This window comes from Campylobacter sp. BCW_6889 (assembly GCF_001762535.1).
GTDB classification, from domain to species: Bacteria; Campylobacterota; Campylobacteria; order Campylobacterales; family Campylobacteraceae; genus Campylobacter_D; species Campylobacter_D jejuni.
Window position 1 is genome coordinate 91,058 of the sequence record NZ_MJWZ01000078.1, and the last position, 17,226, is coordinate 108,283.

General features: G+C 32.5%; 16 protein-coding genes. 11 read left to right on the top strand and 5 right to left on the bottom strand.

Annotated features, from left to right (window positions below; translation table 11 throughout):
• The first annotated feature begins 22 nt into the window (after positions 1-22).
• The 6 genes from AJ939_RS09750 (at position 23) to AJ939_RS09775 (ending at position 8,168) form a co-directional block, all read left to right on the top strand.
• Entirely contained in the window at positions 23-1,483 is a 1,461-nt protein-coding gene (locus AJ939_RS09750) for a hypothetical protein (protein WP_002871009.1), read from the top strand.
• A 239-nt stretch (positions 1,484-1,722) separates the two neighbouring features.
• A complete protein-coding gene (purD, locus tag AJ939_RS09755; RefSeq protein WP_070276699.1) occupies positions 1,723-2,973 on the top strand; it encodes a phosphoribosylamine--glycine ligase in 1,251 nt (416 codons plus the stop codon).
• Positions 2,970-3,422 carry an RDD family protein gene (locus AJ939_RS09760; protein ID WP_070276701.1) on the top strand — a complete coding sequence of 151 codons (453 nt, stop codon included), beginning with the start codon at positions 2,970-2,972 and terminating at the stop codon, positions 3,420-3,422. The genes purD and AJ939_RS09760 overlap by 4 nt, the downstream gene beginning before the upstream one ends.
• Positions 3,412-5,460, top strand: coding sequence for an LPS-assembly protein LptD (locus tag AJ939_RS09765; RefSeq protein ID WP_070276703.1), 2,049 nt, complete (start codon positions 3,412-3,414; stop codon positions 5,458-5,460). Before AJ939_RS09760 ends, AJ939_RS09765 begins: the two co-directional genes overlap by 11 nt.
• 69 nt (positions 5,461-5,529) lie before the next feature.
• Positions 5,530-7,689: a polyribonucleotide nucleotidyltransferase gene (locus AJ939_RS09770; RefSeq protein ID WP_070276725.1), complete on the top strand. Its 2,160-nt coding sequence runs from the start codon at positions 5,530-5,532 to the stop codon at positions 7,687-7,689.
• Positions 7,686-8,168, top strand: a complete 483-nt coding sequence (locus AJ939_RS09775; protein WP_044780115.1) for a DNA-deoxyinosine glycosylase — start codon at positions 7,686-7,688, stop codon at positions 8,166-8,168. The genes AJ939_RS09770 and AJ939_RS09775 overlap by 4 nt, the downstream gene beginning before the upstream one ends.
• A gap of 36 nt (positions 8,169-8,204) precedes the next feature.
• Here AJ939_RS09775 and AJ939_RS09780 read toward each other — a convergent pair whose 3' ends face one another.
• Together AJ939_RS09780 and AJ939_RS09785 are read right to left on the bottom strand one after the other, a co-directional pair.
• Complete coding sequence (locus AJ939_RS09780) at positions 8,205-8,867, bottom strand: DUF4230 domain-containing protein (protein ID WP_070210324.1); 663 nt, start codon at positions 8,865-8,867, stop codon at positions 8,205-8,207.
• Between the two features lie 17 nt (positions 8,868-8,884).
• On the bottom strand, positions 8,885-10,069 hold the full coding sequence (locus AJ939_RS09785; RefSeq protein WP_070276705.1) for an MFS transporter: 1,185 nt from the start codon (positions 10,067-10,069) through the stop codon (positions 8,885-8,887).
• Positions 10,070-10,122: 53 nt separating this feature from the next.
• Between AJ939_RS09785 and AJ939_RS09790 the strand changes: the two genes are divergently transcribed.
• Positions 10,123-10,578, top strand: a complete 456-nt coding sequence (locus AJ939_RS09790; RefSeq protein ID WP_070276707.1) for a low molecular weight protein-tyrosine-phosphatase — start codon at positions 10,123-10,125, stop codon at positions 10,576-10,578.
• Between the two features lie 251 nt (positions 10,579-10,829).
• Positions 10,830-12,131 (top strand): major outer membrane protein, encoded by a 1,302-nt coding sequence (locus AJ939_RS09795; protein WP_070276709.1) that lies wholly within the window; start codon positions 10,830-10,832, stop codon positions 12,129-12,131.
• A gap of 111 nt (positions 12,132-12,242) precedes the next feature.
• On the opposite strand, the gene dnaJ is transcribed toward AJ939_RS09795, so the two are convergent.
• Entirely contained in the window at positions 12,243-13,367 is a 1,125-nt protein-coding gene (dnaJ, locus tag AJ939_RS09800) for a molecular chaperone DnaJ (RefSeq protein WP_070276710.1), read from the bottom strand.
• Between the two features lie 154 nt (positions 13,368-13,521).
• Here dnaJ and AJ939_RS09805 point away from each other — a divergent pair, with 154 nt between their 5' ends.
• The 3 genes from AJ939_RS09805 to recR are packed head-to-tail and all read left to right on the top strand — an operon-like array spanning position 13,522 to position 15,997.
• Complete coding sequence (locus tag AJ939_RS09805; RefSeq protein WP_002861955.1) at positions 13,522-14,193, top strand: response regulator transcription factor; 672 nt, start codon at positions 13,522-13,524, stop codon at positions 14,191-14,193.
• Positions 14,190-15,425, top strand: a complete 1,236-nt coding sequence (locus AJ939_RS09810) for an ArsS family sensor histidine kinase (RefSeq protein WP_002861956.1) — start codon at positions 14,190-14,192, stop codon at positions 15,423-15,425. The genes AJ939_RS09805 and AJ939_RS09810 overlap by 4 nt, the downstream gene beginning before the upstream one ends.
• Positions 15,425-15,997 carry a recombination mediator RecR gene (recR, locus tag AJ939_RS09815; protein ID WP_070276713.1) on the top strand — a complete coding sequence of 191 codons (573 nt, stop codon included), beginning with the start codon at positions 15,425-15,427 and terminating at the stop codon, positions 15,995-15,997. Before AJ939_RS09810 ends, recR begins: the two co-directional genes overlap by 1 nt.
• On the opposite strand, the gene AJ939_RS09820 is transcribed toward recR, so the two are convergent.
• Positions 15,994-16,530, bottom strand: a complete 537-nt coding sequence (locus tag AJ939_RS09820; protein WP_032603353.1) for a HyaD/HybD family hydrogenase maturation endopeptidase — start codon at positions 16,528-16,530, stop codon at positions 15,994-15,996. The genes recR and AJ939_RS09820 overlap by 4 nt on opposite strands.
• On the bottom strand, positions 16,527-17,219 hold the full coding sequence (gene cybH, locus AJ939_RS09825; RefSeq protein ID WP_002855770.1) for a Ni/Fe-hydrogenase, b-type cytochrome subunit: 693 nt from the start codon (positions 17,217-17,219) through the stop codon (positions 16,527-16,529). The genes AJ939_RS09820 and cybH overlap by 4 nt, the downstream gene beginning before the upstream one ends.
• Between the last annotated feature and the right edge of the window lie 7 nt (positions 17,220-17,226).

The window sequence follows — 17,226 nt, forward strand, 5'->3', positions numbered from 1 at the left end:
TAAGAAATTTCAAGGAAGAAATATGCATGGAAAAATAGCTATTTATATGGATTCTACAGGACGTGGAACCGTTACAAACTCAGCAAATACCTTTTTTGACTTCAATCGCCAAATTTGGAATGATAAAAAAAGTATGCCAAGTGTTGGTATGCTTGTGGAATTTAGAACTCTTTCTAGCGAAAAAAAAGCAGAAGACGGCAAGCCCGTTCAAACAAGCAAAACCATAACAGGTATAAAACCTTCAAAATTTCAAGAATTTAAAGAAGGGGATTTTATCACTGAGCATGATTTTTGGAAAACTGATAATGATGATGAATTAGAAGACTTGCAAAACTCAAGAAGAAGTGCTTATATAACAGAACTCTATAGAACAACAGACTTTGACAGTATAGAAAAAATTCCTCTTTCTTTTACTATACCTCAAGCTATACAAAAATATTTTGCCCATGAAATTTTATCCGTAGAAACGCTTCAAGCCAATCTACAAGATGAAAAGGAAATTCCTTGCATACTTGATTATCTTATACTTAAAAGATTTTTATTTAAAGCTTATGATACTTTAATTTTTATGGATAATAGCATAGACCAAACCCAATTTAGCGCATTAAAAAGCATCATGATGCATTTAGAGAATTCATATAAGCAAATGATAGCTGATCAAAAACCAAATATCACTAAAATTTTTAACGAAACTTTTTTATCTTTGCAGTGTCATTACCAAGCTTTAGTAGCCACCATAGATACAAGAAAAAATCGTCTAGCCTCACTTGAAGCACAAATGAAAACTTTACAATCTGAAATAAATCTTAAAAGTAATGCGGCCAATGCAGACCCTGAAAAACTTAAAGCACGGCAAGAAAGATTGGCTAAGCTACAAAAAGAAGCAGAATACTACAGAACAACACTAAAAAGACTTGATGCTATAAGGGAGGATTTTTATAAGAAAAATTACAATATTTTCGAAAATGCTTTTAAGCTTTCACGAGAAAAGCTCTTTAAAAAAATTGTCACAGGTTTAAATCTATGTGCAACCATAATGGATGTTAAAATTTGGCATTTATCTTTAAAATCATCAGGGGTTAAAAATTCTTATTTTACTATGAGCAATATAGAAAATTCTTTCTGTTCTCTTTCTTTTGCAGAACATTACTTAAGTCGCTTAAATAAATCCGCTCTAAATCCTTTTGATCAAAAACTTTTAGTGTATATTCAAAAAATTACAAAAGAACAAAGAAAAAAATTTTTAGTTGTCACATCGGATTTAGATTTATTATGCAAATTAAAAATTGAAAACTTTTCACAAAATCCATATTATTTAGTAAAATACGCACCTAAAAAAGTGAATTATCAGTCTTTAATGCGTGATAACACCTTTGATATAGTCTATATCGATGAAAAACATGTTTGGGAAAATGTTGCCGATATTATTTTACAAGGAAAGCATTTTGACAAATCAGGAAAAACCAAATTTAAACTGATTTAAGACATAGAAATTTAAGCTAAATTAAGTTATAATTTCCTTGCCTAAACAGTTTGTGGTATTTAAAGTGATCCAACACATTTTTATTAACTGCGATTGTGTGATTTACCGTGTTCTGTGGCATCGTTTGAGCTTTGAAAAAAGCGAGAAGTTGCAGCCTTTAAAAATTACCTAGCGGTTTTCTTTGACTTTTTGGGGTCAATCTTTGTTAAACGGCTGTTTGGGTTTAAAAGGAGATATAAATGAAAATAATGATTTTGGGTAGTGGTGCAAGAGAATATTCTATTGCTTTAGCCTTAAGAAGAGTAGACAAAAATTTAGAGTTTTATTTTGCTCCTGGAAATGGCGCTACCGAAAGTCTTGGAACAAATTTAAACCTAAAAGATCCAGTAGTTTTAGCAACCTATGCGAAAGAAAAAGGTTTTGATCTTTGTATAGTAGGAAGTGAAAGTTTTTTAGCTGAAGGTGTTGTAGATATTTTTAAACAACAAGGACTTGCTATTTTTGGGCCAAGTAAAGCTGCTGCAATGCTTGAAACCTCAAAATCTTTTATGAAAAGCTTTCTTAAAAAATACCGTATCAAAACAGCCAAATTTTTAAACACAAATGATATTGAAAAAGCAAAAAATTTTATACATAGTTTAACCCCTCCTATAGTAGTAAAAGCCGATGGACTTTGTGCAGGAAAAGGTGTTATCATAGCTAAGACTCATGAAGAAGCTATAGAAGAAACAGCTAAAATGCTGAGCGGAGAAAGCTTTGGAGATGCTGGAAAACTCGTTGTAATTGAAGAATTTTTAGATGGTTATGAATTAAGCATTTTTGCAGTATGTGATGGCAATGATTTTGTTTTACTTCCTGTAGCACAAGATCACAAAAAATTACTCGATAATGATCAAGGGCCAAATACTGGCGGAATGGGTGCTTACGCTCCTAGCTCTTTAGCGAATGAAAGCTTGCTTAGAAAAGTTCAAAAAGATATTATTTTACCGACTTTAGCAGGTATGAAAAAAGAAGGAGCGGAATTTTGTGGCGTTTTATTTATAGGCGCTATGATCGTTGGAAATAAACCTTATGTATTAGAATTTAATGTTCGCTTTGGCGATCCTGAATGTGAAGTTTTAATGCCTTTAATCGAAGATCCTTTAGAGCTTATTTTAGCTGCTACTCAAAGACGCTTAAGACACGCAAAAATCAAAATCAAAAAAGAATTTGCAGTAGGGGTTGTATGCGCGAGTGAAAACTATCCTTACAAAAGTTCACCAAAAAGTGAAATTACTGTAAATAACATTCCTGAAAACTCTCATATTTCTTATGCTGGAGTAAGCCTAGAAGATGGCAAATTAATGGCTGATGGTGGAAGAGTTTTGGTTTGCGTTGGCACAGGAAAAAGTATAGAAGAAGCGCAAAAAAATGCTTATAAACTTTGTGATAATGTAAATTTCAAAGGAAAGCAATACAGAAAAGACATCGCTCATCAGGTTCTTAAATGAAAGAAAATTTACAAGACCGCTTAGAGCGTGAAAATCTAAAAATAGCAAGTTTTGGAAAAAGAGTTCTAGCTTTTTTAATCGATGATATGATTATTTCTTTGATTGTGTTTATCATTTTTTATGATCGTCTAATCCAAGCAAAAGATTTATTTGAAACAACTCAAATTATAGGAAATTTTTATCTTGGCTTCATCTTACTTCATTTTAGTTATCAAGCAATTTTTACTTATCTTTATGGGGCGAGTTTGGGAAAAATATTATGCAAAATTATCATCTTGGATGAAAATCTTCTTGACAAACCCAATCTCATCCAAAGTTGCATCAGATCTGCCATAAGACAGGTTAGTGCTATGGCATTTATGCTTGGATTTGCTTGGGCTTTAAGTAATAATTTACGCAAAGCTTGGGAGGATTATCTAGCAAGGACAATAGTAGTCGATGTGGCGTAAATTTTCCCTATTGCTAGGATCTAGCATAGCTTTAAGTGCAGCACAAGTTGATATTTACGCTCTTGATGCAAAAAAAGAAGGTGATATTCTTACTGCAAACAATGATGTTATTATTTTTTCTGATTTTTATTTCATCACTGCCAATAAAGCAATTTACAATGAAAAAACCGGAGATGTTGAGCTTTTTGGTGATGTTAACATCCTAAGGGGACAAAACGAAAGATCACATTCTGATTATGCTAAAATCAACCTAAATTCCAATCAAGCCGATTTTAGTAATTTTTTCTTTTCCAATAATAATCTTGAAGTATGGTTTCAAAGCAAAACAAGCCATCTAAATGATAAAGTCTTTGAAAGTAAAATTTCAGCAGTTTCAAGCTGCAATGTTGAAGATCCTGATTGGGAAATTCGTTTTTCAAAAGGCTGGCTTAACCGGGAAACCAATTTTGTTCATCTTTACAATGCAAGATTATATGTTAAAAATACCCCGGTTTTTTATCTACCTTATTTTGGATTTAGTGCTGATACTCATAGACAAAGCGGACTTTTAATCCCAAAAATCGTTTTAAAAAGTAGCGAAGGCTTATACTATGAACAACCTATTTATATTGCCACTCAAGAAAATTGGGATTTAGAACTTGATCCACAAATTCGAACAAACCGTGGTTTTGGACTTTATTCTACTTTAAGATTTCTTGATTCTCCATATTCAACAGGAGAATTAAATTTTGGTGCTTTTAGAGAAAATAGCTCCTATTTTCACGATGAAAATTTGAAAAACCAAACCCACTATGGAATAGAACTAAAATACTCAAGAGATGATTTAATCAAATCTTTGCTCAGTGATAATTTTCAAGAAGGTCTATGGATAGATGCAACCTATCTCAACGATGTGGATTATTTAAATTTAGGAAGTAGAGATTATCGAGATCTTAACTCGCTTGTAACCTCCAAAATCAATTATTTTTTAGCTGATGAAAACAATTTTTATGGAGCTTATGCAAGATATTATATCGACACATCTAAACTTAGCAACAATACAACCTTGCAAGAATATCCAAGCTTTCAATATCATAGATTTTTAAATAACCTTTTTGATGAACGCTTACGTTATTCATTTGATGCTTCATTTCATAATTTTTACCGACCTGCTGGTTCTTATGCAAATGAGTTAAATTTAGACTTGCCTATCTCGTATCACAATGCTTTTTTTGGAAACTTTTTACACTTTACTTTTACAGAAAGATTTTATGCTTCTTTTGTAAATTATAGCAACGATCCCGAAAGAAACCATGAGCATTATTTTAGAAACACTCATGATTTTAATCTCTACACCGATCTTTCAAAAGCTTATGAAAATTTCTTTCATACTTTAAATTTAGGAGTGAATTACGTTTTACCAGGAGCAAAATCAGGTAAAATCACGCAAGATTATCTTGAAGAATACGACAAAGAAAACGAACATACAAGTCTTTATGCTGTGCAATATTTCTATAACAACGAAGGACAAAAAAAACTCAAACACAGATTTTCACTTGACTATCTCAATAAACAAAATAAATTCTATAAACTTGAAAATCTTTTAACTTATTATTTTAATGAAAACATCAATCTCAACAGCGAAGTGCTTTACTCTTATGAGCAAAGTCGCTTTACCAATGTCATCAGCCAAATAGAAGTCAATACAAATTCAAAATTTAATTGGATGTTTTCTCATGCTTATCAAAACGATGAGTATGGAAAATATAGCTTTATTGGCACAAGAGCAAATTATATTGCCACACCTAATTACAATTTATTTGGTGGAATTTGGTTTGATACTCAAAGAGCTCATGCAAACATGTGGGAACTTGGCTATACCTACCAAAGAAAATGTTGGAACTATTCTTTAATGTATAGAGAAAGAATCGATCCACAACTCACAAGTGGTGGTATCACAGCTAAAAATCAAAGCGGAGTTTATTTTATTTTCAACTTCTATCCTTTAGGAGGAGTAAAATACGATTTCTCTTTAGCAGAAAGTGAAAACAAAATTTAAAAAGGATGAAATTTGCTAAATATTTTAAAAAATTTTACGAATTTATTATCTGGTAAAAAAGGAAAAATAATGCAATACAGCATAGAAATTAACAAAAATACAGAAATATTTGATATAGATAAAGTCGCCAAACAAGCTGCTGGTGCTGTTTTAATGAGACAAGGCAAAAGCGTTGTTCTAGCTACAGTTGCAAGAGAAGAAAAACAAGTTGAAGAAGATTTTTTACCTCTAACCGTCCAATACATCGAAAAAGCTTATGCCGCGGGAAAAATCCCTGGTGGTTATGTCAAAAGAGAAACCAAGCCAAGCGATGCAGAAACCTTAACAGCGCGCATTATTGATAGAAGCTTACGCCCTCTTTTTCCAAAAGGCTATGCTTATCCAACTCAAATCGTTGTGATGGTCCTCTCAGCTGATCCTAAAGTAGATTTGCAAGTAATGAGCTTAAATGCCGCAAGTGTGGCACTTTATCTTAGTGATATACCTATGAAAGCTCCAGTATGTGGTGTTCGCATAGGAAAGATAGATGGAAATTTCATACTCAATCCAAACAATGAAGAGCTTCAAAATAGCACCCTAGATCTCTATGTAGCAGGTGTAAAAGATGAGCTTTTGATGATAGAAATGAGAGCCTTACCTGATCAAAAAGAAAATGAAATCTTTATCGAAGCTCCTTATGCTGATGTTTTAACTCAAACCACTTCACAAAATATGAATGAACTTAGCGAAGATGAAATTTTAGAAGCTCTAAATTTAGCTCAAAAAGCTATATTAAATGGCTCAAATGCTTATGAAGAAGCCTTTAGCAAACACAAAAAAAATTCTCAAACCGAACTAAAAAATGAGATTGAACATCCTGAAATTTTAGCTTTTATAGAAAATAATTTCCAAAAACAAATCAAAGAAGCCATCAATCAAATGGTAAAAAGCGAAAGAGCAAGCGAACTAAATAAAATCGCTAAAGAAATTTTAAATCTTGAAATCGCTAAAGACTGGAGCGAAGAAAGTATCTTAAATACCTTAGCTAAAGTCAAACGCAAACTTATTCGTGAGCAAATTTTAAATGAAGGCAAAAGAGCTGATGGTAGAAGTTTAAACGAGGTTCGTCCTATCAGTATAGAAACCAATCTCTTGCCAAACGCTCATGGCTCTTGTCTTTTCACTCGTGGACAAACTCAAGCTCTAGTGGTTGCAACCTTAGGCGGAGAAAACGATGCTCAAATGATAGACTTGCTTACAGAAAAAAATCCTATGAGCGAACGCTTTATGGTAAATTATAATTTTCCAGGTTTTTCAGTAGGCGAAGCAAGTCCTATCAAAGCTCCAGGAAGAAGAGAGCTAGGACATGGAAATTTAGCCAAAAGAGCACTTTATCCAAGCATAGATGAAAACTATCCTTATGTAATCCGCTTAGTCAGTGAAATTTTAGAAAGCAATGGCTCAAGTTCTATGGCAACGGTTTGTGGCGGATCTTTAGCCCTAAAAGCAGCAGGAGTGCCAAGCTTAAAACTTGTTGCAGGAGTAGCCATGGGGCTTATCTTTGAAGATAGCAAATTTGCTGTTTTAACAGATATCATGGGGCTTGAAGATCATGATGGGGATATGGACTTTAAAGTAGCAGGAAGCAAAGACGGCGTTACTGCTCTTCAAATGGATATAAAACTAGGCGGAATCGATCAAGAAACACTAAAACAAGCTTTATACCAAGCCAAAGAAGGAAGAATTCACATCCTAAATATCATGGAAGAAGCTGCCAAAGAAATCGTAGTCAATGAAGAAGTTTTACCTAAACTTGAGCTTTTTAGCGTTGATCCTTCAAAAATCGTTGATATCATAGGGCAAGCTGGAAAAACCATCAAAGAAATCATAGAAAAATTTGGCGTTTCTATAGACTTAGATCGCGAAAAAGGTGAAGTAAAAATAGCAGGTAATCAAAACGAGCAAATCAAAGCCGCAAAAGACTACATCATAAATATCACAAGCTCTCAAAAAGGAACTAAAAAAGGCTCTAAAGACAAAGATATATCAGACTTTGAACTTGGGCAAGAATTTCAAGGTATTGTTAAAAAAATCGCTCCTTTTGGAGCCTTTGTGGAACTTAAAAATGGTGTTGATGGTTTATTGCATAGTTCAAAAAGCAAGCATCTTAATTTAAGCGAAAACCAAAGCTTAAAAGTTAAAATCAGCGAAATTAAAAACGGAAAAATTTCTGTGGATTTGTGCGAGTGAGTGAATTTCTAACTCACCCTTTTGAGCCTTTTTTTGACAAGGATTCTAAAATCTTAATTTTGGGCTCTTTTCCTTCTATCAAATCAAGACAAGACGGCTTTTATTATCAACACCCAAGAAATCGTTTTTGGCCTATACTAGAAACACTTTTTGATGTAAAATTAGAAAATATCACAGAACAACAAGCCTTTTTAAGAAAAAAACATATCGCTCTTTGGGATGTACTTCAAAGTTGCAAGATAAAAAATTCAGATGATAAAACCATAAGCTATGCAAAAGCCAATGATTTAAACCTAATCCTTTCTCAAGCTAAAATCCAAGCCATTTTTACCACCGGACAAAGTGCTTATAAATTTTTTACTAAATTTCACTCTCATTTAAAAGCCGTAGCCCTACCCTCAACTTCTCCTGCAAATTTAAATTTTTCTTTTGAACAGCTTTTACAAAACTATGAAATAATCAAAAAATTTACAAAATAGCAAACTAAGCATCACCCAAGCAAGAAAAGAAAAAAGCTAGTTTACATCTAGCTTTTGCGTGTTATCCTTAAATTCAAATTCCACTCTCTTAGCTCCAAAACCTTTAGCAATAGCTTCTAAAGTATCTTTAGCGCTTTTATGAATTTTACTTTCTAAATTTTGGATAAGATTTAAAGACAAGTCTTTAACCTCATCTTTGGCTTCTTTTATGAGTTTGTTTTTATCACTTTCGCTAAAATTAATCCCCGTACTATTGATAGAATCAGGTAGTAAAAAAGGTAAAAATTTAGCATTTTTTTCATCATAAAATTTCATATCTATGATGCTGTGTTTGTATCTACACTCTGGCATGATGATCTTATAAGCATCGTCCCCTAAAGGCAAAATATCAAAGTTTTTATCCCTTAAATCATACAAGAAAGTGATCTCAAATTCAAAAATCAAAGCAATCTGTCTTTCACTCAAAGACCATCCTAAAAGATTTTTCCAAATTCCATTAAAAGCACTATCTTTTTTAGTGACAATCTCTTTGCTAAAAACTTGAAAAACACTTAATTCTCCTATGGATTTAAGCTGCATGATATCGCTAAAACTTTGCGTGCTTTTTTCTTCTATTTTAGGGCTTTTGTACTGCCTAAAAAGCACTATAAATAAAAGCACAAGCAAAATCATCACTAAAACAAATAAAATCATTTCCATTTTAAACCTTTCTAAATTTATAAACCTTGATTTGAAAAGATATATTTTTTCTCAAACGCTAAGAAAATAAAAGCATTAATGATAAAAATCAAACACACAAAAGTAAAAACAAATTCCACGCTAAAATGCGAAGCCATAAGCCCTCCACCAAAAGCACCACAAAAATTTCCCAAAAATTGACAAGTTTGATTAAAACCAAAAATCACACTTAAATTTTTAGCACTCACGCTTTTTTTAAGCAAGGCATTCACACAAGGCAAAAGCCCTCCAAGCCCTATACCTATAAGCAAACGTACGAAAATAAGCATATAAACATTACTTGCTACAGCCTGCAAATAAAAGCAAATTCCACAAAATATCAAAGCTCCAAAAATAATCTTACTAGGCCCTATCTTATCAGCGATTTTTCCAAGTTTTGGTGCAAAAAAAAGATTGCTAATCCCACTTGCAGCCACCACTATACCCGCCCAAAGAGCCAAATTTCCACCTTGATGAATTTGCTCAACATAGATACTTAAAATCGGCATCACTCCAAAAGTACCAAATTGTATCACAAAAGTAGTGATAAAAAGAACGATGATAAGGGTTTTGTTTTCTTTTACTTTTTGGGTATTTTTCTTCGCCTCTTTTTGAATTTTTCTTTCATGGATGAAAAAATAAATCGTCACAAAAGAACAAGCGATCAAAAAAGCCACCACATCAAAAACCGCACTAATGCTAAAAAATTCAGCCACAAAGCCACCAAACAAAGGCCCAAGCAAACTTCCACTTATAGAAGCCGTAGAAAGAGTTCCTAAAGCATAAGCCACTTTTTCTTTAGGTGCTATCACAGCGATAAACACAACAGCAGCAGAAGTAAAACCTGAAATTATCCCTGTTAAACCCCGCACAAAAACCACTTCTAAAGCACTATGAGCAAAACTGAGCCATAAGGTTAAAACCGACATCCCAAAACTTGCACGAAGAAGCATATTTTTATAACCATACTTTGCACCCAAAAAAGCCCATAAAGGCGAAAAAACAGCCATAAAAAGCGGAGTGATCCCAAAAGCAAGTCCTGAATAAAACGCTATTTCACTCGTATTAACATGTCCTAGTTCTTTGATATAAAAAGGCAAAATCGGAGCGATTTGACTAAGCCCCATGCTTGTGGTAAAAACACCAAACCAACACACAAGCAAAGTTCTATTGAAATTTTCCATGGATTTATTGTATGATATTTTTTATAATTTTTAATTAAAACTCAAGGATAAAAATGAAAAAAATACTCTTTATATGCTTAGGCAATATATGCCGTTCGCCTATGGCAGAATTTATCATGAAAGATCTTGTCAAAAAAGCAAATTTAGAAAAAGAATTTTTTATAAGCAGCGCTGGAACTTCAGGAGAACACGATGGAGAAGGTATGCACTATGGCACCAAAAACAAGCTTGCCCAACTTAACATAGAACACAAAAACTTCACAAGCAAAAAACTCACTCAAAAGCTTTGCGATGAAAGCGATTTTTTAATCACTATGGACAATTCCAACTTCAAAAATGTTTTAAAAAACTTCACCAACACCCAAAACAAAGTTTTAAAAATCACTGATTTTAGTCCTAGTCTAAACTATAATGAAGTCCCTGATCCTTGGTATAGTGGGAATTTTGATGAAACTTATAAAATTTTATCCCTAGCTTGTAAAAATTTACTTGTTTTTTTATCAAAATAATTTAAAACAACTATATATTACTTCTCGTTTACTTTTTAGACTTATACTTCTAAACGAACCGAAAAACATTCATAAGAAAAACTCCTTAAAATTACACGCCTAGCTTAAATCCCTTTAGCTAGGCTTTTCTTTAGATGTTTTTATCCTTCAGATTTAAAATTTTTACTATTTTAAGTGCTTCTTAAGAAAAAACTCCAAATTTATGTGCTACAATTACGATGTTTTATTAATTTTTGACAAGGAGAATTCTCATGAAACTAGTTAAACTTAGTTTAGTTGCAGCTCTTGCTGCAGGTGCTTTTTCAGCAGCTAACGCTACTCCACTTGAAGAAGCAATCAAAGATATCGATGTATCTGGAGTATTAAGATACAGATATGAAAGTAGCAATCCATGGAGCAATGATAATTATGGTTCTGGTATTTCTGGTAAACAAGATCATAAATACAGAGCACAAGTTAACTTTAATGCCGCTATAGCTGATAACTTCAAAGCTTTTGTTCAATTTGACTATAATTCGAAAGATGGTGGTTATGGTGAAAATAGCATCAGCAACACAAGTGATACCTTAAGTGTTCGCCAATTATATTTAACTTATACAAATGAAGATGTTGCAACAAGCGTAATCGCTGGTAAACAACAACTAAACACTATCTGGACTGATAATGGAGTTGATGGTTTAGTTGGAACAGGTATTAAAGTAGTAAACAACAGCATCGATGGTTTAACTCTAGCTGCTTTTGCAGTAGATAGTTTCAACGAAGCTTCAGACTCTACTGTAATAATCACTCAAGATATTGATAAGAAAATTACAGGAGTTCAATTTAATCGTGGAAATCCTCAAGGTGATAGCGATACAAGCGGTGCTTTAAACTGGGATAAAAATCTTTATGGTGCTGCTGCCATAGGTTCTTATGAATTCTTAGGTGGACAATTTAATCCTCAATTATGGTTAGCTTATATGAGTGATAATGCATTCTTATATGCTGTAGATGCAGCTTATAGCACAACTATCTTTGATGGAATCAACTGGACACTTGAAGGAGCTTACCTAGGAAATTCCTTGGATAGCAAACTTAAAAATGCACTTTCAAATCAAGCAGCTAACGGTAATTTCTTCGCTTTAAGAGGTAGTGTTGAATTAAATGGTTGGGATGCTAGCCTTGGTGGTTTATACTATGGTAAAAAAGATAAAGTTACTTTAACCACAATTGAAGATCAAGGTAATCTTGGCTCTTTGCTTGCAGGTGAAGAAATTTTCTATACTAATGGTTCTAATTTAAATGGCGATATTGGTAGAAATATCTTTGGTTATGTAACTGCTGGATATACTTTTAATGAAACAGTTCGCGTTGGTGCTGACTTTGTATACGGTGGAACAAAAACAGGGGAAATTGGCAATGGTGGTAAGAAACTTGAAGCTGTTGCAAGAGTAGATTACAAATACTCTCCAAAACTTAACTTCTCAGCATTCTACTCTTATGTAAATGTTAATACAGATCCTGAAAGCACTCATCACGATGCTGTAAGACTTCAAGCTCTTTACAAATTCTAAGGGGTTTTCAAGTTTAACTTTAAGGCGGGATTTTACCCCGCTTTTTTTTATGCCTGATTTTTAAAACTTAAATTTATATAAAATTTTCCCAAGCTAAAAGCTTTAGGAAAATTAGGACTTAAACCAATTAGCTATTTTTTCAAAAAGCCCTTTTTGCTCTTGATGCATACCATCTTTGATACCAAAACTTTCACTTAGTCTTTCTAAAAGTTCTTTTTGTTCATCGTTTAAAGAAGTTGGAAATTTGATAGAAATTTGAACGATTTGATTTCCTATGCGAGAACTATGAACATCTTTTACCCCTTCTTTTTCAAGAACAAATCTTTGCCCATCTTTAGCACCCTTTGGCAAATTTAAACTTGCTTCACCGCGTATGGTAGGTACTTTTATACTCTCTCCTAAGATAGCTTGAGTAAAAAACACTGGAAATTCTATATATATATCATCATCATCTCTGATAAAAGTATCATCTTCGGCAGCAATGATCTTAACATACATATCCCCTCTAGTGCCATTTTTTAAGATATTGCCTTTAGCATTGACACGAAGTTTCATACCTGTATCTACACCTTCTGGGATATTAAGTTCTACACTATCTTTGCTTTCATTATAACCTAAACCTTTACAATCGCTACATTTTTCACTAGCTTTTTCTCCACTTCCTTGACAATCAGGACAAGTTTGTGCAAAAGTGATAAAACCTTGAGAAATTCCAACTTGTCCTCTACCTTGACACTTTGGACAAGTTTGAAGTTTTCCATCTTTAGCCCCTGTTCCATTGCAAGTTTTGCAAGAACATTTATAAGTAAAGTCTATATTTTTCTTGCAACCAAAAACCGCTTCTTTAAAACTTAATTTTAAATTAACGATAAAATCGGAAGGGATTTTCTCATCATTTGAACTCTTTCTACGACGCGATGATGAGCCAAAGCCTTCTCCAAAAAAACTAGAAAATATATCTCCTAAATCCTCAAAACCACCAAAACCTGAGCTATTAGAACCAAATCCACCGCCTTTTAAAGCATCTTTTCCATATCTATCATAAATAGCTCGCTTTTCATCATTACTTAAAACCTCATAGGCTTCATTAACAAGCTTAAATTTCTCTTCTGCTTCTTTATCGCCTTGGTTTCTATCGGGATGGTATTTTAAAGCCATTTTTCTATAGGCTTTTTTTATGGTTTCTTTATCAGCACTTTGCGTGATTTCAAGAATTTCATAATAACTTATTTCCACATTATTCCTTTAAAAAATTTAAAATTTTGCTAGAATTTTAATCTTAAAAATTCAAAAATCTAATTTTAGCAAAAATAAAATCAATAATTTATCAAATTTTAAATAAAATTATGCAAATATTATAAATCTTAGATAAAATTTAAAGGATACTAAAATGATTAATGTGTTGATGATAGAAGATGATCCTGATTTTGCGCAATTATTATCTGAGTATTTAGCGCAATTTAATATTAAAATTACAAATTTTGAAAATCCTAAAAGCGCCTTAAATGTAGGCGTTCAAGGCTATGATTGCCTAATCTTGGATTTAACTTTACCAGGAATTGATGGTCTTGAAGTTTGTAGAGAAATCAGACAAAAAAGCAATATTCCCATTATCATCTCATCAGCTAGAGGCGACTTAAGCGATAAGGTTGTAGGGCTTCAAATTGGTGCTGATGATTACCTACCAAAGCCTTACGATCCAAAAGAAATGTATGCAAGGATTATGAGTCTTATTCGTCGCACAAAAAGAGTTGAACACGCAAATAATGAAAATATTAATTCTGCTTTCAAAATCGATGAGAGAAGGCATGAGATCACCTATGAAGATAAGGTTTTAACACTTACTCCTGCTGAGTTTGAAATTTTAGAATACCTTATCCAACAGCACGGATATAGCGTTTCAAGAGAACAGCTTGTAAGTCGCTGTAAAAATCTAAAAGATAAAGATTCTAAAAGTCTTGATGTTATCATTGGTCGATTAAGAGTAAAAATAGGAGATAGTTCAAAATCCCCAAAACATATTTTTTCTGTTAGAGGTATAGGATATAAACTAATAGGATGACAAAAAATTATTCTATTTATACCAAGCTAATTATTTTATTTGTTGTTACTTTTTTCTTAGTTTGTGTGCTTTTTATCGTTCTTTTGAAAATAGAAGGAAGTGCTTACAACGAAGAAGAAAGTTTAAAACAAGAAAATCTTATAAAAAATTTACTCATCTCCTATGAAAACACTTCAGGTGCTAAAATAGGATCCTATCTTGAAAATAGCGGTTTTAATACTATACAAAATCCCTATCTTGTAAAAAGCATAAGAAATAATGGACAATCGCTTTTTAAGGCAAATGGAGAATTTTGCACCCTTTCTTCTTTAAAATATCATAGCAATCTTTATTTTGATGTTCAATGTAAAGATTTTGATGGCTTATACGAAGAAAATACTAGCGATAGAGTTTATAATCTTTTATTAATAGGATTTTTTTCTTTTTCTTTGTTGGTTGTTTTTATGTATTTTTCGGTATTAAAATCTTTAGAACCTTTAAAAAAATTAAGAAGGCAAGTTGCTAAAGTTGCAAATGGGGAGCAACCTGATTTTTTAGATTATCAAGAAGATGAAGTAGGAAAAATCGCCTTTGAATTTCAAAAAGCTTTTAAAAAAAATCAAGAATTAATCCAATCAAGACAACTTTTCCTAAGAACAATCATGCATGAGTTAAAAACCCCTATAGGAAAAGGGAGAATTATTTCTGAAATGATCAAAGAAGACAGACAAAAAGAAAGACTTATCGCTATATTTTTACGTATGGATTCTTTGATCAATGAATTTGCCAAAATCGAAAATTTATTTTCAAAAAACTACAACTTACACTTTAAACCTAGTCGTTTTAGCACTATACTTGAGGAAGCTAAAGAACACCTTATGAGAGATGATTTTAATAAAGTTGTAAAAGTCGATATCAGAGATGATGCTTTAATCAATGTTGATATGGAAATTTTCTCTGTAATTTTAAAAAATCTTATCGATAATGCCTTAAAATACTCAAACAATGGCACTTGTGAGCTTTTTTGTTGTAAAGAATGTTTTACCATTAAAAATCCAGGCAAGCCTTTAGCAGAGCCTATAGAACATTATCTTGAAGCTTTCGCAAGAGAAAAACACAATCAGGTCAAAGGTATGGGACTAGGACTTTATATAGTTTCAGAGGTATGTAAACTGCATAATTTTGATTTGATTTATTTTTATGATGATGGAAAGCATTGCTTTAAAATTTTCTTTGGAGATAAAGAAAAATAATGGCAAAAGGCCTAGAAAAATTCAACGAACTTGTTGAAAGTTTTGCAAATTTACCTACCATAGGGAAAAAAACCGCCATAAGGCTTGCTTATCACCTTTGCATAAATAATCAAATCGATGGTATGAAACTCGCACACAATATAGAAAATGCTATCCGCTTTATAAAACCTTGTGAGCAATGCGGTGCTTTAAGCGAAAATGAGCTTTGCGAAATTTGCAGTGATAAAGAAAGAAATAAAAACATTTTATGTATAGTTGAAAGTCCAAAAGATATACTAACGCTCGAAGAGAGTCAAAGTTACAATGGGCTATATTTTGTTTTAGATGAGTTAAATGAAGAAAAACTTGAAAAACTAAAGCAAATCATACTTAAGCTAAATATCTCTGAGCTCATTTTTGCATTGACACATAGCATTAATTCTGATGCAACTATCTTTTTTATAGAAGATAAATTTAAAGATTTAAACCTAACTTTTAGTAAAATCGCTCAAGGAATTCCAAGTGGTGTAAATTTAGAAAATGTGGATTTAATCTCTTTAAATAAAGCTATGAATTTTAGAACAAAAATTTAGAAATTTTTATAAGAAATATCGGCTAATTCTTGCAAAGAAAAATCCGCAATCTTTTCATAAATAAAACCTTCCTTGCTTAAAAAATCAAGTAAAGTTTTTTCCATGATTTTAGCCCCTTGTATAAGCTCATCTGAGAGCTTAAAACTCATCGCTTCAATACGCTTTGGCACACAAGCTAAGATGTGTGTTTTAGGCAAATCTCCTGCAAGTTCCATGTATTGTAAGGTTTGAAGCATTTCTATTTCATGAGCACTTCCACTCCAGCTAATTTTATTAGGCATAGCATCATAAGGAAAGAAAAATACATCTCCTATACTCGCATCTTGCGCTTCTATGCAGTCTAAAACGATAAGTCTATCGTACCTAGCGATGATATAGCTAAGTTGCAAAGCCAAAGTTCCACCATCAATAAAATCTAAAGTAAATTTAGGATGAGTAAATTTGTAGTTTTTTTCAAGTTGTTTGCAAAGATGAACGCCTAAGCCTTCATCTGCAAACATGATATTGCCTATTCCAAGGACTAAGAATTTCAATGCTTTTCTTCTTTTACAAATTTATATCCGCTAATAATAGCATCCATAGCACCATCTTTACCTTTTACTGCGTTAAAAATCGCCATGTAAATATGTACTGGTACAAAAATCATAATCACCCACATCAAAATTCTATGATAAGTTCTTACATCAGCCAAACCGCCCATTGCAGCTTCAAGTGGTCTTAAAATATGATATAAAAGCCCACCTAAGCCCTCATGGTAAGTATGAGTATAAAGAATAAGCCCTGTAAGAATGATACCTAACATCACAAGATAAAAGAAAAAATAAGTTACAAATTGCAAAGGATTATAAACCCCTTTTAAATGCGGATGTTTTCCTAAGAAAATGTAAAATTTTACTTGTTCTATCCATAATTTGATATTAAAAATATCCCATACACTTCTGCGTTCTTTTGCACTTACCTTGTCACAAAAAAACAAATATACTTTAAAAATAATACAAGCGATTAAAACAAAACCCACCGCTTGATGTACTAAACGGTATTTTGCCTGCATAAAATTTACGGGTTCGCCGTTACTAATAGGACTTTGAAACACATAAGAAAGATAATATCCTGTGCCAATAAGAATCACTATAGCAATAGCTCTTACCCAGTGCGTTAAACGCAAACCTATGCTAAATTCATATTCAGCTTTTCTTTGCAATTTTTCTTCTTTGTTTTGCATGAAAGCC